27 protein-coding genes are annotated in these 24,510 nt (G+C 39.3%); 11 read left to right on the top strand and 16 right to left on the bottom strand.

Annotated elements, in window-relative coordinates:
• Window positions 1-139 precede the first annotated feature (139 nt).
• From G6053_RS00135 to G6053_RS00110, 6 genes are all read right to left on the bottom strand, one after another.
• Window positions 140-1,009: a 1,4-dihydroxy-6-naphthoate synthase gene (locus tag G6053_RS00135; RefSeq protein WP_165305133.1), complete on the bottom strand. Its 870-nt coding sequence runs from the start codon at window positions 1,007-1,009 to the stop codon at window positions 140-142.
• A gap of 83 nt (window positions 1,010-1,092) precedes the next feature.
• Window positions 1,093-1,353 (bottom strand): hypothetical protein, encoded by a 261-nt coding sequence (locus G6053_RS00130; RefSeq protein WP_165305132.1) that lies wholly within the window; start codon window positions 1,351-1,353, stop codon window positions 1,093-1,095.
• Entirely contained in the window at window positions 1,343-2,152 is an 810-nt protein-coding gene (gene surE / locus G6053_RS00125) for a 5'/3'-nucleotidase SurE (RefSeq protein WP_165305131.1), read from the bottom strand. The genes G6053_RS00130 and surE overlap by 11 nt, the downstream gene beginning before the upstream one ends.
• Window positions 2,153-2,258: 106 nt before the next feature.
• Entirely contained in the window at window positions 2,259-2,966 is a 708-nt protein-coding gene (locus G6053_RS00120; RefSeq protein ID WP_165305130.1) for a hypothetical protein, read from the bottom strand.
• Window positions 2,967-3,067: 101 nt separating this feature from the next.
• Window positions 3,068-3,688: a hypothetical protein gene (locus tag G6053_RS00115; protein ID WP_108635396.1), complete on the bottom strand. Its 621-nt coding sequence runs from the start codon at window positions 3,686-3,688 to the stop codon at window positions 3,068-3,070.
• A gap of 780 nt (window positions 3,689-4,468) precedes the next feature.
• Window positions 4,469-5,464, bottom strand: coding sequence for an AraC family transcriptional regulator (locus tag G6053_RS00110; protein ID WP_165305129.1), 996 nt, complete (start codon window positions 5,462-5,464; stop codon window positions 4,469-4,471).
• 203 nt (window positions 5,465-5,667) lie between these two features.
• Between G6053_RS00110 and G6053_RS00105 the strand changes: the two genes are divergently transcribed.
• From G6053_RS00105 to G6053_RS00090, 4 genes are all read left to right on the top strand, one after another.
• A complete protein-coding gene (locus tag G6053_RS00105) occupies window positions 5,668-6,825 on the top strand; it encodes an ATP-binding protein (RefSeq protein WP_108635399.1) in 1,158 nt (385 codons plus the stop codon).
• A 288-nt stretch (window positions 6,826-7,113) separates the two neighbouring features.
• Entirely contained in the window at window positions 7,114-7,959 is an 846-nt protein-coding gene (gene kduI, locus G6053_RS00100; RefSeq protein WP_165305128.1) for a 5-dehydro-4-deoxy-D-glucuronate isomerase, read from the top strand.
• A 59-nt stretch (window positions 7,960-8,018) separates the two neighbouring features.
• Entirely contained in the window at window positions 8,019-9,143 is a 1,125-nt protein-coding gene (locus G6053_RS00095; RefSeq protein WP_108635401.1) for a DUF4861 family protein, read from the top strand.
• Window positions 9,144-9,148: 5 nt separating this feature from the next.
• Window positions 9,149-9,913 (top strand): SDR family oxidoreductase, encoded by a 765-nt coding sequence (locus G6053_RS00090; RefSeq protein WP_206531958.1) that lies wholly within the window; start codon window positions 9,149-9,151, stop codon window positions 9,911-9,913.
• Window positions 9,914-9,940: 27 nt separating this feature from the next.
• Here G6053_RS00090 and G6053_RS00085 read toward each other — a convergent pair whose 3' ends face one another.
• From G6053_RS00085 to dnaN, 9 genes are all read right to left on the bottom strand, one after another.
• A complete protein-coding gene (locus G6053_RS00085; protein ID WP_206531841.1) occupies window positions 9,941-10,783 on the bottom strand; it encodes an SUMF1/EgtB/PvdO family nonheme iron enzyme in 843 nt (280 codons plus the stop codon).
• A 33-nt stretch (window positions 10,784-10,816) separates the two neighbouring features.
• Window positions 10,817-11,572 carry a hypothetical protein gene (locus G6053_RS00080; RefSeq protein WP_165305126.1) on the bottom strand — a complete coding sequence of 252 codons (756 nt, stop codon included), beginning with the start codon at window positions 11,570-11,572 and terminating at the stop codon, window positions 10,817-10,819.
• A gap of 213 nt (window positions 11,573-11,785) precedes the next feature.
• Window positions 11,786-12,361: a nicotinate (nicotinamide) nucleotide adenylyltransferase gene (nadD, locus tag G6053_RS00075; RefSeq protein WP_104384741.1), complete on the bottom strand. Its 576-nt coding sequence runs from the start codon at window positions 12,359-12,361 to the stop codon at window positions 11,786-11,788.
• Window positions 12,362-12,369: 8 nt separating this feature from the next.
• Window positions 12,370-12,939, bottom strand: coding sequence for a guanylate kinase (gene gmk, locus G6053_RS00070; protein ID WP_108635404.1), 570 nt, complete (start codon window positions 12,937-12,939; stop codon window positions 12,370-12,372).
• Window positions 12,940-12,941: 2 nt separating this feature from the next.
• Complete coding sequence (locus G6053_RS00065) at window positions 12,942-13,817, bottom strand: YicC/YloC family endoribonuclease (protein WP_108635405.1); 876 nt, start codon at window positions 13,815-13,817, stop codon at window positions 12,942-12,944.
• A gap of 27 nt (window positions 13,818-13,844) precedes the next feature.
• Complete coding sequence (locus G6053_RS00060; protein WP_108635406.1) at window positions 13,845-14,417, bottom strand: CAP domain-containing protein; 573 nt, start codon at window positions 14,415-14,417, stop codon at window positions 13,845-13,847.
• A gap of 43 nt (window positions 14,418-14,460) precedes the next feature.
• Window positions 14,461-15,108 (bottom strand): DedA family protein, encoded by a 648-nt coding sequence (locus tag G6053_RS00055; protein ID WP_165305125.1) that lies wholly within the window; start codon window positions 15,106-15,108, stop codon window positions 14,461-14,463.
• 24 nt (window positions 15,109-15,132) lie between these two features.
• Window positions 15,133-15,795, bottom strand: coding sequence for a DedA family protein (locus G6053_RS00050; protein ID WP_108635408.1), 663 nt, complete (start codon window positions 15,793-15,795; stop codon window positions 15,133-15,135).
• A gap of 14 nt (window positions 15,796-15,809) precedes the next feature.
• Window positions 15,810-16,931, bottom strand: a complete 1,122-nt coding sequence (gene dnaN, locus G6053_RS00045; RefSeq protein WP_108635409.1) for a DNA polymerase III subunit beta — start codon at window positions 16,929-16,931, stop codon at window positions 15,810-15,812.
• 209 nt (window positions 16,932-17,140) lie between these two features.
• Here dnaN and G6053_RS00040 point away from each other — a divergent pair, with 209 nt between their 5' ends.
• The 7 genes from G6053_RS00040 (at window position 17,141) to G6053_RS00010 (ending at window position 22,938) form a co-directional block, all read left to right on the top strand.
• A complete protein-coding gene (locus G6053_RS00040) occupies window positions 17,141-18,283 on the top strand; it encodes a hypothetical protein (protein ID WP_165305124.1) in 1,143 nt (380 codons plus the stop codon).
• A gap of 10 nt (window positions 18,284-18,293) precedes the next feature.
• Window positions 18,294-19,676 (top strand): regulatory iron-sulfur-containing complex subunit RicT, encoded by a 1,383-nt coding sequence (ricT, locus tag G6053_RS00035; protein WP_181390621.1) that lies wholly within the window; start codon window positions 18,294-18,296, stop codon window positions 19,674-19,676.
• A gap of 55 nt (window positions 19,677-19,731) precedes the next feature.
• The gene (locus G6053_RS00030; RefSeq protein WP_165305123.1) at window positions 19,732-20,196 is read left to right on the top strand and encodes a gliding motility lipoprotein GldH; all 465 of its coding nucleotides are present in this window, start codon (window positions 19,732-19,734) and stop codon (window positions 20,194-20,196) included.
• A complete protein-coding gene (gene lpxK / locus G6053_RS00025; RefSeq protein ID WP_165305122.1) occupies window positions 20,196-21,245 on the top strand; it encodes a tetraacyldisaccharide 4'-kinase in 1,050 nt (349 codons plus the stop codon). The genes G6053_RS00030 and lpxK overlap by 1 nt, the downstream gene beginning before the upstream one ends.
• 81 nt (window positions 21,246-21,326) lie before the next feature.
• On the top strand, window positions 21,327-21,695 hold the full coding sequence (locus tag G6053_RS00020) for a hypothetical protein (RefSeq protein WP_165305121.1): 369 nt from the start codon (window positions 21,327-21,329) through the stop codon (window positions 21,693-21,695).
• 387 nt (window positions 21,696-22,082) lie between these two features.
• A complete protein-coding gene (locus tag G6053_RS00015; RefSeq protein WP_165305120.1) occupies window positions 22,083-22,469 on the top strand; it encodes a hypothetical protein in 387 nt (128 codons plus the stop codon).
• A gap of 58 nt (window positions 22,470-22,527) precedes the next feature.
• Window positions 22,528-22,938, top strand: coding sequence for a hypothetical protein (locus G6053_RS00010; RefSeq protein ID WP_108635416.1), 411 nt, complete (start codon window positions 22,528-22,530; stop codon window positions 22,936-22,938).
• A gap of 147 nt (window positions 22,939-23,085) precedes the next feature.
• Here the strand turns inward: G6053_RS00010 and dnaA are convergent, their stop codons facing one another.
• The gene (dnaA, locus tag G6053_RS00005; RefSeq protein ID WP_104384755.1) at window positions 23,086-24,510 is read right to left on the bottom strand and encodes a chromosomal replication initiator protein DnaA; all 1,425 of its coding nucleotides are present in this window, start codon (window positions 24,508-24,510) and stop codon (window positions 23,086-23,088) included.

The following is a 24,510-nucleotide window of genomic DNA, read 5'->3' as shown; positions in this document are numbered from 1 at the left end:
TATTAGATATGATATCTAACAGCTTACCACTATTTTTTTTGCGTTATTTTTTTCAATCGGATGCGCATCTTATTTTACCAACCGGTAGCGCTGCTGCACGAGCCTCCTGCTATTGCGGCCACCAAATCGTAAAACGGTGTTATGAAAGAAACAATTTTTTATCCGAATGCGGGATAAAGCCCATCTCCTGCGCCTTTTGAAACATTTTAGTAATTGCATTCCGTCCTTCAATGCCCAATTCAACTGAATATTTATTGACATAAAGTTCAATATGCTTATACATCACTTCCTCACTCATCTCCTGCGCATGGCTACGGATAAATTCCAATCCAGACTTTGGATTTGCAAAAGCAAACTCGACACTCTCTTTTAAAATTGCATTAAGCGTTTCTTTCACATCCTTCGGCAACGAACGTTTTACGACAATACCACCCAGCGGAATCGGAAATTTTGTCGTACTTTCCCAATATTCACCCAAATCGACGACTTTATACAGCCCTTTTTCTGCATAGGTAAACCGATTTTCATGAATAATAAGCCCCAAATCAATTGAACCATCCAATAGTGCGCCTTCTATATCAGAAAAAACCAGTTCTATTTTATTGGTTAATTCCGGAAATGCCAAGCCCAACAGAAAATTTGCAGTCGTAAACTTCCCTGGATATCCCACCTTTAACTTATCAAATTCGCCTAGACCGTCAGCATTTTTTAGCTTCTCCTGGAGCACTTCTGCCAAAGCAGCATCTTTAGTGATCAGCATCGGCCCTACGCCAAAGCCCAAGGCGCTGCCCGCATCCAACAGTTCGTAATCTTCAACGGCATAAGCAAAAGCATGATAGCTCAATTTGGTGATATCCAGTTCTCCCTGAAAAGCCTTTAAATTCAATGTCTCAACGTCCTGATAAGCTACGTCAAAATCCAACCCTTTGGTATCTATTTTATGATGGATCAAGGCATCAAAAATAAATGTATCGTTCGGACAGGGAGAAAACCCCAATGTTAATTTCATTTTATTCTTCTTTAAAAAATGGACAGATAAAACATTTTAAACAATCCGCTGTGGTATAGCCACAGTGAATTTACATTTTTGTTTTATACAGTCACTTTATGTGTAATTAAATATAATATCATGGCCAAAAATGTCATGATGATAATTCCTTTCCCTATGTGATCATTTCCTGAGCGATAAGCAAACCTTAAAAAAATCAAATTGATCAATACGGCAATGGTATATGTTGCCATTGGCTTCTCGGGCAGAAAATGAAGTTCAAGATCGGTGAAACGCACCAGCAAAAATGCGAGTAAGGGAAATATAAGGCCTATGCCCAGGCCTATCCAAAGATTATTTTTCACGCTTGCTGTATTTGTTCATACCATCCAAATGATCAAAACTCCATGAATTCAGTTCCGGAATAGCATGATGTGCGGTCATGTCAAATTGTGTAGGAACAACGGATACATAGCCATTTGCTAATGCAAAACTATCCGTATCTTCTCCACGGTCTTGCAAGACAAATTTTCCTGTCGTCCAATAATAGTCACGGTTATGCGGATCAATACGTTCATCAAATTCCTCTACCCAGTGCCCTCCAGCCTGTCTGCAAATTTTAATACCTTTAAATCCTTGTGTTTGCGGAAAATTGACATTGAGCAATGTATTTTTAGGTAGGCCGTTGGCCAAAACTTGTTCCGTTATGGAAATCACATAAGGTCTACAGTAACTAAAGTCCGCATCATGGGAAAAATTGTCCAGCGAAAAACCTACAGAAGGAATTCCTTCGATAGCTCCTTCGACCGCAGCAGACATTGTTCCAGAGTATAAAACATTAATTGAATTATTGAGCCCGTGATTAATACCGGACACACAGATATCCGGTCTTTGCCCTTTGAAAACTTTATTTACGGCAAGCTTGACACAATCTACCGGTGTTCCCGAACATTGATACATTTCAACCCCTTCATAAAGATTGATCTTATCTAATCGCAGCGGCCTACCGAGCGTGATCGCATGTCCCATCCCCGATTGAGCGGAGTCCGGTGCCACGACAACGACATTTCCGATTTTTTGCATTTCCTCCAACAGCACCTTAATTCCCGGAGCTGTAATACCATCGTCATTAACAACTAAAATATTCGGTTTTTTCTTTACCATATACGAAGTTAATAAATCTAAAACCGAGAAGTAAAAAATATGATAATTACTGCGAGACCAGCTCGCTTATCTGAGCAGCGGTGCCCGGGTCTCAGGACGGAAAGAATCAGGTATGAGCTTCCCAGAATGGCCGGAGTACCTGAGCCGATTTTGTAAGTGCTGCCATTTTATGAACTGTCTCTCCATAGCCCTTATGTAGCTCATGGTACGCTACAAAATATTTTTCCAGTAGGTCATATACACTTGATAATACGGATAAAAAATCCTCCAGATCGATACTTAGCGATTCTATATCAACATTCATATCACTAGAAAATTCAAATACATCATCCAGCACGTTAAATTTTAACGGATCGAGTGGTTTGTCATACCTATAATACGTATCTACGATATCATTATACTCTTGTTCACGCAAGGCAATACGATCATAGAATTTTATGGTATTGCGATGTGCTGCCTCGATCTTGAGGTAACAGTCGCGCAGTTCGATCTGTAATTTGATATCCACCTCGACCAAAGGCAATTCCTTGTTCAAAGCACCTGTATCGCTGTACCAATCTAACATAGCTACTAATTCGGTAATCTCGGCATCTAGATCTGACAGCGCTATGGATTCCAGCAGGGCATTTCCCTGCTCCTGTTCAAAGCGGATTTTCATAAACCAAGCTTGGTCGTGTGCTTTCCGGTAATTCAATAAAGCCTGTTCTTCCAGATTACTTGGAAAACCAATATCTTTTGTCAGGTAATTTATACTCCGCAGTGGATGATTGATTGTGATGCTCTTAAGATCCATGGTTATGCTTAAATTGGTCATTGTTTTTTAAAGCTAATAAAGAAAAAAATATTTTCCGTAAAAAAGAGCGGTAATTTTCCGTGCCTTTGATCTTAGCTACGGAAAATCACCGCTCCTATAGGTTACACGATATAACAGCGAACAACGTCACTGTAGACCGGTGTCGGATCAGGCCCCAGGTAGGTTACACGAAACTCGTACTCTTTGAGGTGCTCCAAGTCCTTAATCGTTATCTTTGATTTTGGACTAATGACCGTGGTCCAAGGAACGGTACCGACCGCGCGGTATTCAAATTGATAAAATCGGGCTCCTTTCCACGATTTGACCGTCATTTCGGCGATCAGCAATCCTTGCACAGCCAGCTGTACAACCAGTCCGTTTGGCTTCGGAGAAAGTCCATAGTAGCTACCGCTTACCTTGGTCTTCGATGGGATAAATCCCGCAGCCAAAATCAGATTGGCATCGCCATTTGCTACAAGTTCCACGTGTAGAGAAAGATGGTATAAGGCCTGTTTTAGCCGGGATCCATATTGATTTTTGATCACGACCTGACGTTTGTCGCGATAATTCGCTTCGGTAATACCGTCCCGGAAAAGCTCGAGTACGACACCGAGTTCTGCCAAAAGTGCTGTGGCTTCTGGAAATAGATTGGCGTTTTCAGTAGATTTTTTGAAAACATTTTCAGCATACTTAAGCAATGTTGCTTCTGTCTTGATTTGGTTTGATAATGTTGGCTTTGCCATAATTGAAATAATTAAAAATGTAACTAATTTTGTTAATGGCTCAAATCTACGACAGCGGGCTGACGAACTAGGGGGCAAAATCGGCCAACTTTCCGGCAGGACAGGACTTTTTGTTGCCGATTTTGACACCTAGCAATTAAAATCAGGCAAAAATCAAGGTCTACACCCTTTTAAAGACAGATTTTAGGGGTAAGCAAACACTTACCGTTGCTAAGGAGAGATGAACAAAACGTCCTTGACATTTCATCAAACGTCCTTAGCATTTTACCAAACGTCCTTAGCATTTTACCAAACGTCCTTAACATTTCATCAAATGTCCTTAGCGTTTTACCAAACGTCCTTAGCATTTCACTAAATGTCCTTGACATTTTACCAAACGTCCTTAACATTTCATCAAATGTCCTTATCATTTAACCAAACGTCCTTAGCATTTTACTAAACGTCCTTAGCATTTCACCAAACGTCCTTAACATTTTACTAAACGTCCTTAACATTTTACTAAACGTCCTTAACATTTCATCAAATGTCCTTAACATTTTACTAAACGTCCTTAACATTTCATCAAATGTCCTTAACAATACGCCGCCGCCGAGCTCATTTATACAAATGATTGGCGTATTACAGTTGACGCTGATCTTTCAGAACCCAAATTTTTCAAGCAATACACAAGCACAGCGCTACTTGTCACCATAAGTTGACAGCAGAGCGACGAACTGAACATCGTCTAAATGAATATGGATTAAAGGCTGTCGGCTAGGTAATGAAAAATGTGATGACGCGCTAAGACTGGGGATATGATCGCTTAACAAAGGATTCCTTGTTACGACGTTGCGCTCTAAACTCATTGGGACCAATTCCAAACCGCTTTTTAAACGCCCGGGCAAAATGTTTGGGACAAGCAAAATTCAATGCGAAAGCTATCCCTGCCAGAGAATCATCCGAATGAATTAGGTATTCCCTCGCATCCATCAATCTATATTCGAGTATCATACCAACAACCGTGAACGATTTTCCCTGAAAACTACGGGACAGCTTACGGGGGCTGACGTTCATTGCTTCCGCAATTTTTGCGACAGACATATCTTCGTCGTCGTAATGCCGACGGATATACATGACAGCTTTCTGATAGAGCAGGGAATCACTATGATCTCCGGCAGGCTGCTGATTAGGTTTTAGGTCCTGAAATAGCTGCTGGAATAAGCGCAAGTTCCAATTTGCGAGTTGAAAGGCTGTTCCAAAAGAACGAAATTCAAAGCGTCGCAGCGATTCCAAAACATTATAGAGCTTACTCTGAATCGGCGTATATCCGAGATAAGATTGCGGACGCTGATTACCGTCGGCCATTAACTCCTTCAATTTCGGATAGTCAACCATTAAACTGTCTAGATGTTTTCCCGCAACCCCAAGGATCAGAAACCATGATTTTCCTTCATCGAGGAGCAATTCTGGCTCCCCTTCATTTAAATGGTAGCAATGGGCCTGCCCCGAAGACATCAGCAATGATTCGGTCAGCTTCAGTTTTCCCTGTCCAATGAAATGGAGATGAAGCCAAAGCGAATAATCCCCTATCTCAATGGTCGTGGAACGTGGTGTATCGATACCATTTTCCTTACATTCGATCCATACGAAATCACTTGTCTGGAATATGCGCTGACTTGCCAGTGCTACGGGAAACAACTGTCGCTCGCCCTCGGGCAAAAATGCCAGATAGCCGTCGTATTGCCTAGGGGTATTTGATCGTGTATATAGCGATTGAACAAAATTGGTTTTGAGCATGCTAATAATTGGTGTATTGTTTTAAAGTTAATAACTTTATTGCTAATAACAAAGCATGGGTGATCCTATTACGATCGCAATAATTTTCCATTCTATTGGTAATATACCAACCATCAACTACGCAAATTTCAAATTTACTTTGAGATTTGCATAGTTTCCAATCAATTTTGTATTTTTGTTATTTATAGAAATAATGATCTAAAATGTTTTTACCTCGGATAAACGGACAGGATATACTTGATGCGATACGGCATTTTCCGGTAACAGCAATTATTGGTCCTCGCCAATGTGGCAAATCCACATTGGTAAAGCATTTAATGGCGGATTATCCATCCGAAACCCTATATCTGGATTTGGAGCGTCCTTCGGATCTAGAAAAGCTGAATGATGCGGAATGGTTTCTTTCAAATCAGAAAGACAAGCTAATTTGCATTGATGAAATTCAGCGAAAGCCAGAACTTTTTCCCCTTCTCAGGAGTTTGGTCGACGAATGGAATAAGCCAAGCTGCTTTGTAGTTTTAGGGTCGGCTTCTCGGGACTTATTAATGCAGAGTTCTGAATCACTTGCAGGACGGATTATTTACAAGCAATTAACACCTCTTTTATGGTCTGAATTACCGGATATTCCTATCGAAAAATATTTTGAAAGAGGAGGTTTCCCTCGAAGTATGCTAGCAATAAGTGATCGCGTTTCTTTTGAGTGGCTTAATAGTTTTATTGCTACTTTTTTGGAGCGCGACCTGTTGCAATGGGTCAATTTCACTCCTGCCACAATGAGGCGTTTGTGGCAGATGCTTGCACACGTAAATGGACAGACCGTCAATTATTCCACTTTGGGCAATTCATTGGGAGTAAGCAATCAAACTGTAAAAAATTATATTGACTTGCTGAAAAGTACCTATATGGTGGATGTAGTAGAACCATATATTTCAAATATGGGTAAGCGCTTGGTAAAAGCACCAAAAGTATATATTTCTGATTCAGGTATTGTATCGGCACTTCTGAGTATTCGTTCTTTTGAAGAGCTTTCAGGACATCCGGCTTTTGGTGCTATTTGGGAAACGATTGTACTCGCCAATTTACGAGGTACATTTCCCGAAGCGGAAATCTGTTTTTACCGAACAGCAGGCGGTGCCGAGATTGATTTTGTGATACAGCTCAATCGCCAAATTATTGCCATTGAATGTAAAGCTTCCTATTCGCCAACCTTGTCCAAAGGCAATCATATAGCTATTAAAGATATTCAACCCAAGCATACTTTTGTGGTAATTCCTTCATCCGAAAGCTGGGCTATGAGCAAGGGCATCGAGGTAGTTTCTTTAAGTGTTTTAATCAAAAATTTAAATAAATACGTCGATTAATAACTATGCAAATTTCAAATTTACTTTGAGATTTGCTTCCCAATATGCCCACAAAGTAAGTTCAGTTCTTAGAATGATAGGCGGATTTAAAATAAAGTAATGAAGATCCTACATAACTTTGATAACTAATATAACTTTAAAATCCAACTAATGTATCTGGTTTTCATTAAACCGATGTATTTAACATTCTACCGAAATTCAATTACGACATCGATTGCGTAAGATTATCTCGTTATTGACAAATATTAGCCCTAAATTTAACATTCAAACAAAGAAAATAATTCAGTTATGAGCATCAATTTTGAATCCCGCTATGCTATCGGGCCTAAAGAATACAAAACCTTAGATACACAAGGGCTAAGAGATAATTTTCTCATTGAAAAAGTTTTTGAAACCGACAAAATCAATTTTGTCTACACGCACTATGACCGTTATATGGCCGGCGGTGCAATGCCAGTAAATACAAAAATCAAACTAGATACCATTCCGGAGCTACTAAAAGAACCTTACTTCCTTTCGAGAAGAGAATTGGGTATCATCAATGTCGGCGGCAATGGCCAGGTCGAAGTGGATGGTGTTACTTACGACCTAAATACCAAAGAAGCACTCTATATTGGACAGGGGGCTCAAGAAGTTTATTTTGCAAGCAAAGACGCCGCCAATCCGGCAAAATTTTATTTAAACTCAACCCCGGCTCACCATAGTTATCCGACTAAAAAGGTGACCAAGGAAGATGCCAATAAAATAGAATTAGGATCACTGGAAACAGCCAACCATCGTACCATTAACCAAATGCTGCTGAATAAGGTTGTACAAACCTGTCAATTACAAATGGGAATGACGGAACTAAAGCCAGGATCGGTATGGAACACCATGCCTTCGCATACACATGATCGTCGTATGGAGGTTTATTTTTACTTTGAATTGCCGGAAGGTCAGGCGGTATCTCATTTTATGGGACCAATAGATGAAACACGTCATATCTGGATGCATAATGATCAAGCGGTCATTTCTCCGCCTTGGTCAATTCACTCGGGGGCAGGAACTTCCAATTATACATTTATCTGGGGTATGGCGGGTGAAAACCTGGACTACGATGACATGGACAAATGTGCTATCACTGAGCTTAAGTAGTATTTTGGAGATATGAGATTGGAGATATTAGATTGGAGATTCTTTAACAAAAGTACCAAATGAAAAAAACATTCATATTAAGTTTGACGCTCGGGCTTTCAAGTATCGCCTTTGCCCAAAACAATAAGACGATCACAATAAATAATCCCTCAGCGGTAACCAGAACGGAGCTGATCAGTATTCCTTATACAAGGTTCGAAAAACATTTCGAACTGAAGAAAAATGTCTTTACGATTGTCAGTAGCAAGGATAACGCTGAACTGGCTTACCAATTGGAGAAATTGGGACAGCCGAAACCGCAAAATGTACTGATACAGGTATCTATTGCCCCTAAAAGCTCGTTAACTTTTGGCGTAACCGGAAACAATCCACAAGCCGTTACTCCAAAGGCTTATGCACGTTATGTCCCTGAACGTAAGGATGACTTTGCCTGGGAAAATGACATTGCCGCATTCAGAGCTTATGGAAAAGCTTTGGAAGGTAGCTCTGAGGATGCCCAGGGATTTGATTTTTGGGCTAAACGTAGTAACGACCTTGTTATTGACGAATGGTATAAAACAGGAGATTACCATGCCGATCACGGTAAAGGTTTAGATTATTATTCGGTAGGTCAGACCCTAGGAGTAGGAGATGCAACTCCATTTATTGACCAGCAAGTCGTCTATCATAAACATTATCGTCAATATGAAGTATTGGACAATGGTCCTTTACGCACTACATTTAAACTTACTTATGAACCGGAAAATGTAAAAGGACAACAGTTACAAGTCGAAAAAACAATTTCTCTGGATGCTGGAAGTCAGCTCAACAAAATAAGTTATGCAGTCAAAAATACAAGTGCAAGCAGCACCCCTATAGTCGTTGGTCTTGCCAAACGAAAAGAGGACCAACCGCAACTCTTAAACGACCCAAAAAATGGTGTTTTGGCATATTGGGAGCCTGCTGAAGGAGATAAAATCACCGGAACAGCCCTGATCTTACCGAAAGTAAACTATGTATTCAAAGATAGTCCAAAACAGTTTTTGCTGGCGACTACAGTAAAAAACAACCAACCTTTGGTTTATTTTGCCGGAGCAGCATTTAATAAGGCGGGTAAAATAACCAGTTTTGATCAATGGCAATCCTACATCAAAGAATTCAGAAATAACTTAAATCAACCATTAACGATAAAATACGCAAAATAATGTCTATACTGCAATCTTTTGATCTGACCGGAAAGGTCGCTTTGGTAACCGGCTGTAAAAGGGGAATAGGTAAGGCTATAGCGGAAGCATTAGCGGAAGCGGGAGCGGATATCATCGGTGTTTCGGCATCGTTGGAGGCCACGGGCTCCGCAGTGGAAAGATCTATCCAGGCATTAGGCCGCAACTTTTATGCGTACCAATGTGATTTTTCAAAAAGAACGGAATTATATAAGTTTATTGAAAAAGTAAAATCGGAGCATCCAACCATAGACATCCTATTCAACAATGCCGGAAATATCCTTCGTAAACCGGCCGCAGAACACCCCGATGAATACTGGGATGAAATCATTGAAATCAATCAGAATGCACAATTCATTCTGACAAGAGAAATTGGAAAAGATATGATTTCACGTGGAACTGGCAAAATTGTATTCACGGCATCGTTATTGACTTTTCAAGGCGGTATCAATGTTCCGGGGTATGCTGCATCCAAAGGTGCGATAGGATCATTGGTCAAGGCTTTTGCCAACGAATGGGCCTCCAAAGGCGTGAATGTAAATGGTTTTGCGCCAGGTTATATCGCAACGGATAATACGGAAGCACTGCGAGATGATCCCGAACGTTCGAAATCCATTTTGGACCGTATCCCCGCAGGACGCTGGGGTACTCCGGAAGACTTTAAAGGACCGGCAGTATTCCTCGCCTCAAAAGCGGCAGATTATGTACACGGCACTATCCTTACTGTCGATGGTGGATGGATGGGAAGATAAAAAATCAATCTTTTAAGATTTCTTGTTTTAAAAGTCTTTATCCTTTGGGATAAAGGCTTTTTTTACGACCCTAAATCCAAGATTGCTGAAGGACGCGTTTGGGCTGACAGAGCCGATATAAACCGTATTGAAGGCCGAACAGCTCCTTTTGCTGCACCACCATGAGCCACCTCTTGCATGAGCCACAGCGCGCTCCCCATCCCTATTTAGTTTGCCCGAACAGAATTCAAATACATTACCAAATACATCGTAAAGCCCCCATGGATTTGGTTTAAAAGTCCCTACCGGAGAAGTATACATATGCCCATCCGAATAGTCTGCTTTAAGATGATCGCTACCATGCCATATATTCGCGTATTGCCCTATATTTTCTTTATTCACCCCTTCAAAATAACGACCGTCATCACCCGCTCGCGCAGCGACTTCCCACTCCTCCAAAGTAGGTAATCTGCAATCAGCCCAAGCACAATAGGCCAATACATCTTTAAAAGATAGACAGGTAACGGGATGATCCATTTTGTCCTGTATACCGCCACGGCTTATGCCATTCGGAAAACGCCAATAAGCGGTGCTGTCCTGCAGCCACCTGAACTCCGCAAGCCCGGGCTCAAATACCATGGCATTATGATAGCGTTCGGCCAAGGTCCGGTAATTCGTCGCCTGTACAAATTTTTCAAATTCGGCATTGGTCAGTTCGTATTGAGCAATCCAAAAAGGTTCAATTTGTACTGTTCTTTTCGGATTATCCAGACTCATCGTATCCCCCACTTGATAATCCCCCCCGGGGATTAAAACATATCCCTTCTCCTGGCCTACTAATGATATATAGCTCAAGAGAAACAAGATCAATATGGATAATGCTTTCCTCACTGATTTTGACGTTTTTTATAGCAGCCCCCTAATTTATCTACCTTTTTTCTCATTGTAATATCCAATTGCTCTACGATATATTAACGCTTCATTCTCCTTATTATAATCTAAATAGGAGTAGTAATTACTCGTCTCTCCATATAGCTTTTTGAAGGATGTGGACTTCATAAATTCGCTATACTCGCCACGTTTCATTAGTAACAGCAACAAAGTCAACGCATCCTTATCTTTCGGGGTTTTCTTTGCATATTCAATGATAAATGGAATCATTTGCCAGCCATTGATCTGTTCGATCGCCTCTTTATAATTCACGCCCATTCGTTTGCTTCTCAAAACAGATTCCTGGATCAGTTTCATGACCGAATCCCTGTTTTCCTCCAGAAAATCAGTCTGTCTTTCTGACCACCAGGCTTCATTAAAACCACCGAGCAACTTACCAAATATTTTTTGATCTATAGCCTTCTGATTTTCTGGTATATCGCAATTCTGGGCATATACCTCAGCATGAATCATGGTATACGTAAATTTTTCACGTAAACTTAAATTCTTAAAATCCGTCGCTGAGAGTGCCAGTAACCCAGTATCTGAACCGTCTTTATCTTCCACCGGTGCCAACTTGGCGATCATTGCTTTCACCTTTGCCAAACCATATGGAGGTATCGTCATCTTTGTTCTGAATTCAATGGCAGCGGGGTCCATGATATAATCACTTCCCGTCTCATCTCCTGTCTGTGCAAAGCCACAGGTCCAATGGCTTAGGCAGATAAATAATAAAATTAAACTCCTCATATCGTATACATAATGCTATTTAAAAGTAAAGAAATTATTCTTACCAAAAACAATTCCATTTGTTAAATCCAAAACCACAGATTATATTAAGCCTGATGTATAGCTATTCAAAATCAGGGCCTCTCCAATAAGCTTTCCAACCATAGGAAAACAAAAAATCCCTGAATCTCTTATGAAATCCAGGGAGTAAACTCTTCTTAAGAATATGGCCTTTTAGGAATAAAGGCCCTTTTTGTCTATAAAATCAATCACTTTTTGCGGTGTGAAAAACTGAATATTCTTATTTTCTTTGATTGCCTTTCGTAAAAACGTTGAAGAAAGCTCCATTAATGGCGTATCAGTCATGGTTATAGCCGGATGATCCTTTAGTTTCCCTCCGTCGTAGCCCGGCCGAGGATACACATAAATATGATAATCACGCAAAATAATCTCGGCATTCTTCCATTTTTCCAATGATTCTAAGATATCCTCCCCCATCAGAAGCACAAATTCTCTAGTTGGATATTTTTCCTTCAGATGCGTTAAGGTGTCTATGGTATAGGATGGTACCGGCAAATGGAATTCGATATCGCTCACGCGCAAATGTTCGCAATCCTCAACTGCTAGATTGAGCATTTCCAAACGATCATAGGGATCCGCTAAAGTTGATTTTTTCTTAAATGGATTCTGTGGAGATACCACAAACCATACTTCATCCAGCCCGGTAAAATTGGCCATGTAATTTGCTATAATCAAATGCCCGACATGCACCGGATTAAAAGAACCAAAGAACAAACCAATCTTTTTCATTTAGCTTTTTATTTATTGATGAAACCCATTACAATTTCTTCTGCTTCAGCGCAAGCTGTTGCTAGATCAAAATTATTCAAGATCACATCAAACTTATTCGCATAGGTAAGCTCCAGTTCCGCTTTGGCAAATCTTTCCTGCAACTTTTCTTCTGAATCTGTGCCACGTCCGGTAAGGCGTTCTTTCAGCACTTCTAATGAAGGTGGCTGTACAAATATAGAGATTGCCTGATCCGGAAATTTAGATTTCAGGCGTAATCCTCCGACGACATCAATATCGAAAATAACATTTTTACCCTCTTTCCAGATACGTTCGATCTCGGAACGCAACGTACCATAAAATGTACCCGAATAGACTTCTTCAAATTCGATAAACTCCTGTTTGGCAACTTTATGCAAAAATTCTTCTTTGGACATAAAATAGTAGTCTTTTCCATCGACCTCCTGCCCCCTTGGATCGCGGGTACTCGCAGAAATAGAAAATTCTATTTTATCCCCATGTTTACTTAAAAGGTCTCTTACTATAGTTGTTTTTCCCGCTCCTGATGGTGCCGAGAAAATAATTAATTTACCGCTCATCCTTATAATACGTTGAGCAACTGCTCTTTTATTTTTTCTAGTTCTTCTTTCATTCTAACCACGATCTGTTGTATTCCGGCATGATTAGCTTTGGATCCCAAGGTATTGATTTCACGGCCCATCTCTTGGGAGATAAACCCTAATTTCTTACCATTGGAATCGGCAGAATCAAAGGCTTTCAGGAAATAATTGCAGTGGGAACGCAACCTAACTTTCTCTTCAGTGACATCTAATTTGTCTATATAGTAAACAAGCTCCTGTTCAAAACGATTCTGATCCACGTTCTCTTTACCCACACTATCATTGAGAAATTGTTCTATACGCTGTCTGATCAAGGGGATACGCTCAACTTCCAGACCTTCGACCTCACTCAAATAAATCAAAATCAGCTCAGCTCGCTTTTTTAGATCTTGAGCCAATACATTTCCTTCGTCCTCACGGAATGTATTGAAATGTTGGACCGCATCATAAAAAGCATCCATCAATACGCTCGATTCTTCATCATCAACGGTATCGTCGTTGTTGGTGACAACTTCGGGCATATTTAACGCCAATTCAAATAGATTGACATGCGTATCATTTAGCTCATTTGCGATCTGCTGCAATTGACCGTAATATTTTTTCAGTAAATCAGCGTTGATAGATGAGGCCTTGGCTGTTTGATCAGTATATTCTACGGTTACGTTCAGATTAACTTTGCCGCGTTCAAGAAGCTTACTGCACTCTGTGCGCAAGGTCAGCTCTTTGTCCGAAACTACTTTGGGCAGACGAAGATTTAATTCAAGAAATTTTGAATTTAAGGACTTTATTTCGACACTATATTTGACTTTACCGTTCTCTTTGGAAGCCGTGCCATATCCTGTCATGGATTTTATCATATGCAAAGGTATGATTTTTCATTTTCTTTACCAATCATGCTTTGCAATAATAACAACGAGATAGCTTTCATAAGGTTTGGCCCCCTTACACTTAACATAACCGATTCCAATATCATACAGCGATGCGTTCCATCGATCCATCCCTAGCAGATGCGTACGGTGATGATAACCGGGTGCTTCTTTTCCTATGATTAACGCTTTTATCGCATCAGTCGCACTGGCGCGATTAGCAGCAATGGATTCAAAGTTATTGGCGCTCCTTTTTTTTAGCCAAGACTGATTTAACTCGTATCCGGCTTCTTCAATAAAATAATTGGGTCCATAGCCCTCCGGAGAAACATGATCAAAATAAGACCGTTTAGCCATATCCTTGGCCCGGTATTCCGCTACCTCGGCAAGCTGTTTATTCCAATTAAGCTTTGTTCGGGTAATCTTATGTAAATTAAAAAGCTTCAGTTCCTTTTTATATCGCTCTGGATTTGTTCGAATTTTATTCAACAGATCAAAGGCTTCTTTTGCCTGATGACGATCGACTTTGACACGTTGTGCCAATGTAAGCTGCGCGACAAATAAGGTAAACGCTAAAATGAAATATTTCATACCAATCCTTTAACCTTAAAAGACTGAATTTAGTATTTAACGTTTAATCTTTTTTTGACCTTTTAACGGCTAAAAACTGTATCAACATGGGTATTAGACTGATAAATATGATCGCTAATACAACCCAGGAAAAGTTATTCCTGAAAAAAGGAATCTGTCCAAAAAGGTAACCCGCCAGAATAAATAAGGATACCCACACTATGCCTCCTAGTATATTATATTTACCGAAAATGCTGTATGGCATCTTGCCAATACCCGCTACAAAAGGGGCAAAGGTCCTGACAATGGGGACAAAACGCGCATAAACAATGGTCTTAGTACCATATTTAGCATAGAAATCCTGCGTCTTCAGAAGATAGGATGGTTTAAAAATTTTTGAGTCAGGTTTAAAAACCCGGATTCCAAAATATTTGCCGATCTCATAATTAACAAAATCGCCAGAAATCGCCGCACAGATAAGAATAAATAAGAAAAGGGACAGTGAAAGATTGCTTTCCGGTCGCGCAATAATGGCACCTAAAGCAAATAAAACTGAATCTCCCGGAAGGAACGGTGTAACAACAAATCCTGTTTCAGCAAAGATAATCAAGAATAGAATGAAATAAGTCCATCCTGCATAGGTATTGACGATCTGCAACAAGTGTTGATCAATATGCAGGATAAAATCGACCAGTTGAGAAACGACTTCCATAGGCAACAAATTAAAAAGGGAATCCTATTGGATCCCCTTCTTTGTTTTTATTTTCTCTTTTACCAACTCAAATATAATAGGTAATACCGATAGGAAAATGATCAGCAGTACCACCTTCGAAAAGTTATCTCTAATAATTGGGATATTGCCCAAAAAATAGCCCGCTAGTGTAATACCTCCTACCCATAATATTGCTCCAACAACATTGTATGTAATGAAAGTACCATAATTCATCTTTCCGATACCACCAACAAATGGTGCTAATGTGCGTACAATAGGTACAAAACGAGCAATTACAATTGTTTTACTACCATACTTTTCATAAAAAGCGTGTGTTTTGGCAATCTGCTCATCTTTGACAACCTGTTTGCCAAAAAGCTTGAATTTGGTCAATCGCATTCCAAAATGCTTTCCGATGGAGTAGTTGAGTGAATCACCGGTTACCGCAGCGATCAATAAAATCAATATCATTAGCCAGACATTCAATTCATTTGGCTGTGCGGCTAGCATTCCCGCAGCAAACAATAAGGAATCTCCGGGTAAGAAAGGCATGACAACCACCCCTGTTTCAACAAAAATGATCAGAAACAGAATAAGGTATGTCCATAACTGATAGTCATTGACAATCTCAACCAAATGTTTATCAATATGGAGAATAAAGTCAAGAAGATGTGTAATTAGTTCCAAAGCTGATCAGAAGATTAAGCGTTATTCAACATTACAGGCATAACCAGCATCAAAATATCTTCATGATCCTCTGAAGTAGCAGGAATCAACAAGCCTGCACGATTTGGCGTACTCATTTCGATAACGACCTCTTCACTTTCAAGGTTGTTTAACATCTCAACCAAAAACTTGGCATTAAAACCTATTTCCATATCATCCCCTTCAAACTGACAGGACAAACGCTCATGTGCTTCGTTGGAGAAATCCAGATCTTCAGCCGAGATATTCAATTCACTACCTGATATCTTCAACCGTACCTGGTGTGTGGTTTTATTGGCGAAAATAACAACCCTTCTTAATGTATTTAAGAAAAGCAATCTATCAACCGTCAGTTTGTTCGGATTGAGCTGGGGAATCACCGCAGCATAATCAGGATAGCGCTCATCGATCAAACGGCAGATCAGATTGATATTGCCAAAACTAAAAAATGCATTGGTCTGATTATACTCAATAGATACTTTTGTATCATCCGAAGGCAATGACGATTTTAGTAAAGAAAGTGCCTTCTTAGGTAAAATAAGTGAAGCTGGTTTTTCAGCACTGATATCCGATCTGGTGTAACGTACCAGTTTATGTGCATCTGTCGAGACAAAAGTCACATTTTTCTCAGCCAATTGAACCAAAACTCCAGACATCGCCGGTCTTAATTCATCATTACTTACCGCAAAGATGGTCTTGCTGATCGCTTCAGAAAGTACTGGAGCTGGCATCTGGATAATAGATCCATTGTCAATCGAAGGAATTTTAGGAAAATCATCTGCATTTTCTCCGCTCAATTTATATTTACCATCACCTGCACTGATCTCAATAGCCAATGTATTCATGTCTACCGAAAAAGCAACAGGCTGATCGGGAAGAGTTTTTAATGTTTCTATCAAGATCTTTGAAGGCATAGCTACTCTTCCTTCTTCTTTTGCCTCAATCGGTAAAGAAGTAACCATACTTGTCTGTAGATCCGTAGCAGAAATAGTCAAGTTATTGTCTTTTATTTCAAAAAGAAAGTTTTCCAGAATTGGTAAAACAGTACTTGTACTAGATGCTCCATTGATAGCTTGTAACTGCTTTAATAAAATTGATGTTGATACAATGAATCTCATTTCCTAATTACTAATTATTATGTGCAATAATACACAAATTAATCAATATTTTTCCGTTTTGTAAACGCCTTTCTTTCCACAAACACAGATTTAGAGCACTTAATTAAGCAATTGTATTTCAATTAATAAGCACGCTTTCAAAAGTATAGAAAACAAATACGCCCTGATAAATCACAATATTTATTACATTTGTATAATAGCAGTAGTGTATGCAGTTTAAAGATATCATTGGGCATAAAGACATCAAAGAACATCTTGTTCATACGGTTCATGAAAACCGTGTGAGCCATGCGCAATTATTTTTAGGCCCAGAGGGTTCAGGAAGCCTTGCACTGGCCTATGCCTATGCTCAATTTTTAAACTGTGAAAATAAACACGCTACGGATAGTTGCGGCGAATGTCCATCTTGTCGAAAATATAGCAAGCTGATTCATCCGGATTTGCATATGTCTTATCCCTTTATTGCCAAACACAAAGAAGATACAGCAGCTGATTACGCTGAAAACTGGCGAAAGTCCTTTTTGACTAATCCTTACATGGGATTGGAATACTGGCGCAATCAACTGGATGCAGACAATAAGCAGGTCAATATCAATATTGCCGAAGCACATGGTATCATCAAGAAATTGAGCCTTAAAGCATTTGAGGCTGAATATAAAGTGTTGATCATGTGGTTGCCTGAATACTTGGATGCCCAAGGCAATGCCTTATTGAAATTGATTGAAGAACCGCCCGAAAAAACGTTGTTTATTCTGGTGGCTGAAAACCAGGATAAAATTTTAAACACCATTATCTCACGGACACAGCTGGTCAAAATAAAAAAACTGGACCATGCCGAAGTCGCACAATATTTGAAAACAACGCATCACCTGTCCGATCAGGAAGCCTCCGAAATAGCTTTTATAGCAGATGGCAACTTGCAGGAAGCGCTTAATCAGTTGAATACACAAACCAATAATCATTTTGGTATTTTGGTAAACTGGCTGCGATTTATCGTATCGGATGCTGGCACAAATATGATCTCTTTAGTGGAAGAGGATTTATCCAAAATGGGCCGTGAAAATCAAAAGACCTTTCTTTTTTATGCCATCAACATGATGCGCCAGATTATTTTGATTAAGGAAGGCCTCTCCAGTCTTGTCTTTTTACCTGCAAAAGAATTGGATTTTGTCCAAAAATTTGCAGTACATTACACAGTAGAACAAATTGAAGCAACAATAAATCTATTTGAGGAAACGCATTATTTTGTAGAAAGAAATGCAAATCCCAAAATATTATTTTTAGATTTATCTTTGCAGTTAACATTAATATACAAATACAAAACGTTTCCGAAAGGAACTCAATATATATAAATAGAAAACTATGGGATGTGGCAGTTGCTCATCCGGCGGAGGTTGCGGTACGACCACAGCAAGTGGAACACCGGCAGGATGCCAAAATAATGGCTCTTGCATGACTAGCGGATGTAATAAATTAGATGTATATGACTGGCTTTCCGATATGGATATGCCATCAAACTATAAACCATTCAATATCGTAGAAATACGATTTAAGGGATCTCGAAAAGATTTCTTTATTAATGTAGACAACTTATACCTTGAAATGGGAGAGATGGTCGTTGTAGAGCCCTCAACGGGAGGATATGACGTTGGCCATGTTTCTTTGACGGGTGAATTGGTCAGGCTGCAATTGAAAAAGAACAATGTTACCGCAGAATCGGTCACAAAAAAGATCTATCGGAAGCCAAATGAAGTGGATGTAGAAAAGTATAATGCCGCAAAAGATCTGGAATGGGAAACCATGCATAAGGCACGTAAGCTTGCTTTGGATCTGGGCTTATCCATGAAAATTTCTGATGTAGACTATCAGGGCGATAAAACAAAAGCGACGTTTTATTATACTGCCGAAGGTCGTGTGGATTTTCGTGAATTGATCAAGAAGATGGCCGAAGCATTCCGTATACGGATAGAAATGCGCCAGATCGGAATGCGCCAGGAGGCAAGCCGCCTTGGCGGTATCGGATCCTGTGGCCGTGAACTTTGTTGCTCTACCTGGCTGACGGATTTTAAAACCGTATCCACTTCAGCAGCGCGCTATCAGAATCTATCGTTAAATACGTTAAAGCTAGCCGGGCAATGCGGTAAATTGAAATGCTGTCTCAATTATGAATTGGACAGCTACATGGATGCGCTGAAAGACATTCCTAACAATATTGACCGTATTGAAACACTAAAAGGTGTGGCTTATTTACAGAAAACCGATATCTTCAAAAAAATGATGTGGTTTTCTTTCCCCGGAGCAGAAAACTGGATTGCAATGCCAGTTCAACAAGTCAAAGAACTTGTCGAAATGAATAAGCAGGGTATCAAACCTGAGGCCATATCAAGCGCAATAGAGACCGAAGATATCCGGGAGGAGAAGATTGTCAACTACGATTACGAAAATGTAGTCGGCCAGGATAGCTTAACACGCCTAGATGACCGTAACAAGAGAAAGAAAAAGCGGAAAACTAAAAGCAATAGTAACGCTAAACCGGAAAATAAGAATGGTCAGAAAAGCGATAAAGCTGAACAAAATCCACCAAAACAGGCCGTAGCTAAACAGCAGAACAATCCGGATAGTGCTGTTACGGCAACGGGTGGCAAAGAGAATAAAGAAGGGCAAAATAATAGACCTAAAAAACGCTTTAATCGGCATAGAAATAAAAACAGAGGCAATAACAACACTTCCTCAAAAACAGAATAAAACAAATATGCCTAATCTTAAAATGTTAGGCATATTCTATTTTTATAGATTTAAAATGAAACTAAAGGCTTTTCTTTTTGGAACTTTAAGTATTGGTTTATGGGCATCTTGTGACCAAACTGCCATTCTAAATGAAAATAAACCCATCGAAAATAAGACATGGCTGTATACCTCACATCCTAGTTTTCAATTCCATATTAGTGACAATACGAAGAAATACGATGTATATATGGATGTACGTCATACACCAGAATATGCTTTTTCCAATCTCTTTGTGTTGATTTACCAACAGGGTCCCAATAAGAAAACATATACCTTCCGTAAGGAAGTTAAATTGGCAAAATCCGATGGAAAGTGGACCGGAAAATCATCGGGTAGTCTTTACAATCAGCAGGCTATTCTCCATAAAGATTATATATTTCCGGACACCGGATTATATACAATATCCATTGAACAGAATATGCGAGATAATCCTTTAAAAGAAATTACAGATATTGGATTGACAGTAATACCAAAATAATGTGGCTTTTTCTACGATATCTTCTTCTTCCTTTTTCGCTGATCTATGGGTCAGTCGTATGGTTACGAAATCGGCTCTATGATTTTCAGTTGCTACCGGCTCGATCTTTCCAAATTCCTACCATCGTAATCGGTAATTTAGCTGTTGGCGGTACCGGTAAAAGCCCCATGACCGAATTTGTTGTCTCCTATCTTAGCAAGCAGTACAACGTAGCTATCCTCAGCAGAGGTTATGGTCGAAAAACAAAAGGATTCCGGATGGTGCAAATAGATTCTTTGGCGACAGATGTAGGTGATGAACCTTTACAGTTCAAAAACAAGCTTCCAAATGTCACTGTAGCAGTATGCGAAGATCGTTGTACGGGCATAGAAAAACTTCAGGGGGATCATCAGCTTATTATTTTGGATGATGCTTATCAACATCGAAAATTATCGCCTTTATTTAGTATCCTCTTATTCGATTTCCGGTCCTTTTCACAACCGATGTTTGTATTTCCCGCCGGAAATTTCAGAGACTTACTTATGGAATCCAAACGGGCGCAAATCATAGTCATTACAAAATGTCCCGCCAATATTTCTAATGAAGACAAAATACGTATAGAAAAAAAAATGCGCCGTTATAACAGAACAGCCCCGATCACATTTAGCCATATAACTTATTTTGAACCAGTGAATGCCAATGGAAAACAGATTGATATCGAAAATAAAGATGTCGTCCTGGTGACAGGGATTGCCAAACCACAACCGTTGGTAGACCATATTACCCAAAAAGCCAAATCAGTCCATCATATTTCTTTTGGGGATCACCATGCATTTGACGAGGCAGACATTGACCGCATCTTAAAAACATTCCAATCCCTAAATAGTGACAATAAAATCCTATTGACAACGGAGAAGGACTATCAACGGCTGAAACCATATAATGTGCTATTTGATACGGTAGAACTTGTTTATCTGCCAATAGGGATTAAATTTAATGACTTAGGGCAAAGTACCCAGTTTTGTAATATTTTAAGTGATACTGTTGCTTCAAGTGTTAATCAACCTTAAATTTTGTTAAGGGCTAATATTTTAGTAAACTTTTTCGTCAAATTTATATTCAAAATAGAAGTAAACTTAAAATATAAGGCGATGAAAAAGAAAACTTTAATGGCAATAAGTGGCCTACTTTTGGCTACAACCGTAGCTTTTGCGCAGCAGCGTCAACAACGGACTCCAGAAGAACATGCGAAGATGCGTGTAGAACATCTGGACAAACTACTTACACTTAATCAAGTGCAAAAAGATTCCATCTATAACCTTACATTAGCCAATGCCCAACAGCGTGCAGCGCTAAAAAATGATGGTGGAGACCGCAAAGCCAATATGGAAAAATTCAAACAGCTCCAAGAAGCGCAGGCGACCAAAATAAAGTCTTGGCTCACTCCTGACCAAGTCAAATTATTTGATGAGCAGCAAGAAAAAATGAAGGATAGGATGTCTAAACGTTCTTCAAACTAATTGCATAGAAAGGTCGGTTATTTATAATCGACCTTTTTTTATAGTGTTAATATATGACATAAACACAGTTATTATTTTCTGTTATTCAATTGCCCCTATTACTTAGCCATACATACCATTATAAAGCTTTCCAGCATTATTTATCTATCCAAGCAAACATTTCCTCAAGTTTAGACTGAACATCTTTCCTAGCCCTTTATTTGAACAAAACAATAGCAGGTCTATGTTATACTACGCCAAAAACACCTATTAAACTGATAATAAACACCATACACCCACATTTAGCGTTAAAAATTTGTTAAAGTAACATACTTGATACAATATAAATTGACTTTGACAGTTTTTATAGCAAGACATCATAGTTGTAACTTTTTAAATACAATAGATATGAAAAAGCTAATTTTAACAGGTATAGGGATGTGTCTGGCACTTAGCCTAACATTTGCCCAACAGGTCACACCAGAAGAAACTGCGGCAAAAGCCACTACCGAGCTGGTACAGAAGCTGAATCTGAACGATGAGCAGAAGACTGCCATATCCTCCATTCTATTGGATCAAGCAAAAGCAGAAGAAACAATTTTAAAAGACAGTACTTCCACTGCGGCTGCGAAAGGTGAAACCCTCAATAAACTTCAAACAGAAGTAGACGGCAAAGTGAGTCAATTACTGACGGAAGATCAAAAAACCATCTATCAGAAGGTAATTGCCGAACGCCCGGCAAAAGCTGTCCCTACGCCTACTGAACCTTCTAAAACAGAATCCAGTACGAATTAAACAAAAAAAAACAGACGTTAATAAATTCATTGAATAATTTCATTTAAAATTAAACATCATGAAAAAGTTATTTTTAACCGGTCTAGGATTTTTCCTGGCAATGAGTCTAACCTTCGCACAGCAAGCGACTCCAGAAGAAAATGCAACCAAAGTTGTGACCGAATTGGTCACCAAGCTTACGCTGAATGATGAACAAAAAACAGCCGTATCAACAATTGTATTGGATCAAGAAAAGGCAGTAGCGGCGCTTATACAGGATTCTACCACAACTCCTGAGGTAAAAAAAGAAAGCATTACAAAACTCCAGGGTGAATCAGATAGCAAGATTGCGCTATTATTGACTGATGAGCAAAAAGCAGCCTTTCAAAAATATATTGAAGAGCGGCCAGCGGTAGAAATTCCCGCAACCCCAACACCAGCAACAGAACAAAAGGAAAATAATAACGAAAACAGCAATCAACAACAATAATCATTCTACTCAATGAGAGGAATGTATTAAACCTCTGGATATGCTTAGGCATATTCAGAGGTTTTTTTATTATATCGTACTCCATGGGTACAAAAAAAGGCTGTCTAGATAGACAACCTTTTTACTTTAACTCGATATCAAGCTACATTAAGATTTCAATTTCTTCATAATGTCGCTGACATAAGTTTTAAATTTCTTGTCAGTTTCAATTAAATCCTCAACGGTTTGACAGGCATAGATGACTGTTGAATGATCTCTTCCTCCGAAGAATGCACCGATTGATTTAAGTGAAGATTTTGTGTGGGCTTTTGCTAAGTACATCGAAATTTGCCTGGCCTGCACGATTTCACGTTTTCTGACCTTTGACTTTACCATATCCACAGGAACTTCAAAGTATTCACAAACTAATTTCTGAATAAAATCCATTGAAATTTCCTTATGTGTATTTTTCACAAAATTCTTCAACATCGATTTTGCCAGTCCCAAATCAATTTCCTTTTTGTTCAATGTTGATTGAGCCAATAGCGAAACCATTGCCCCTTCCAATTCACGAACACTGTTATCGATCTGTGTGGCTACATACTCCACGACATTTTCAGGTAACTCAATGCCGTCAGAATACATTTTTTTCTTCAAAATCGCCATTCTTGTTTCAAGATCCGGAATTTGAATATCTGCAGATAATCCCCATTTAAAACGACTGAGCAAACGTTCCTCTAAACCAGCTAAATCTTTAGGTGCCTTATCGGAAGTTAAAATGATTTGCTTTCCAGATTGATGCAAATGATTGAATATATGGAAGAAGATATCCTGTGTTTTCTCTTTACCGGCAAAATTGTGCACATCATCCATGATGATTACATCCATTGCCTGATAAAAATTTACGAAATCATTGATGGTGTTATTTTTCAATGAATCCACAAACTGCTGACAGAATTTCTCACAGGACACATAAATGACCAACTTATCGGGAAGATTTCTTTTGATTTCATTACCGATAGCCTGGGCAAGGTGTGTCTTTCCCAAACCTACATCACCATAGATCATTAAAGGGTTGAATGAAGTACCTCCTGGTTTGTTTGCTACGGCATAACCTGCAGAACGAGCAAGACGGTTACATTCACCTTCAATAAAATTCTCAAATGTGTAGTTTTGATTCAATTGCGGGTCAACCTGCAATTTCTTTAATCCAGGAATAACAAATGGATTTTTGATATCTCTATTCAAAGATACCGGCACAGGAATGGATTGTCTCTTACCCTCTGCCCCATTGCCATTCGATGGAAGATTAGTCGTATAGGGATGAGAAGCCGATGACTTCTCAACTACAATATTGTATTCCAATCTACCTTGCTCTCCCAGAAACTTCTTTACGGTCTTGCGAAGAATACCTACATAGTGTTCTTCCAACCACTCGTAAAAAAATAAGCTAGGAACTTGAATAGTCAAAACGTCACCCTCCAAACGGACTGCTTTCACAGGTTCAAACCAGGTCTTGAAACTTTGCGCTGGTATATTATCTTTGATAATCGAAAGACAATTATTCCAGACACTTGAATACGTTTTTTCCAT

The organism is Sphingobacterium sp. DR205 (genome assembly GCF_011064245.1).
GTDB classification, from domain to species: Bacteria; Bacteroidota; Bacteroidia; order Sphingobacteriales; family Sphingobacteriaceae; genus Sphingobacterium; species Sphingobacterium athyrii.
Note: the sequence above shows the minus strand (reverse complement) of the source record. Positions and strands in the feature narration are given on the sequence as shown.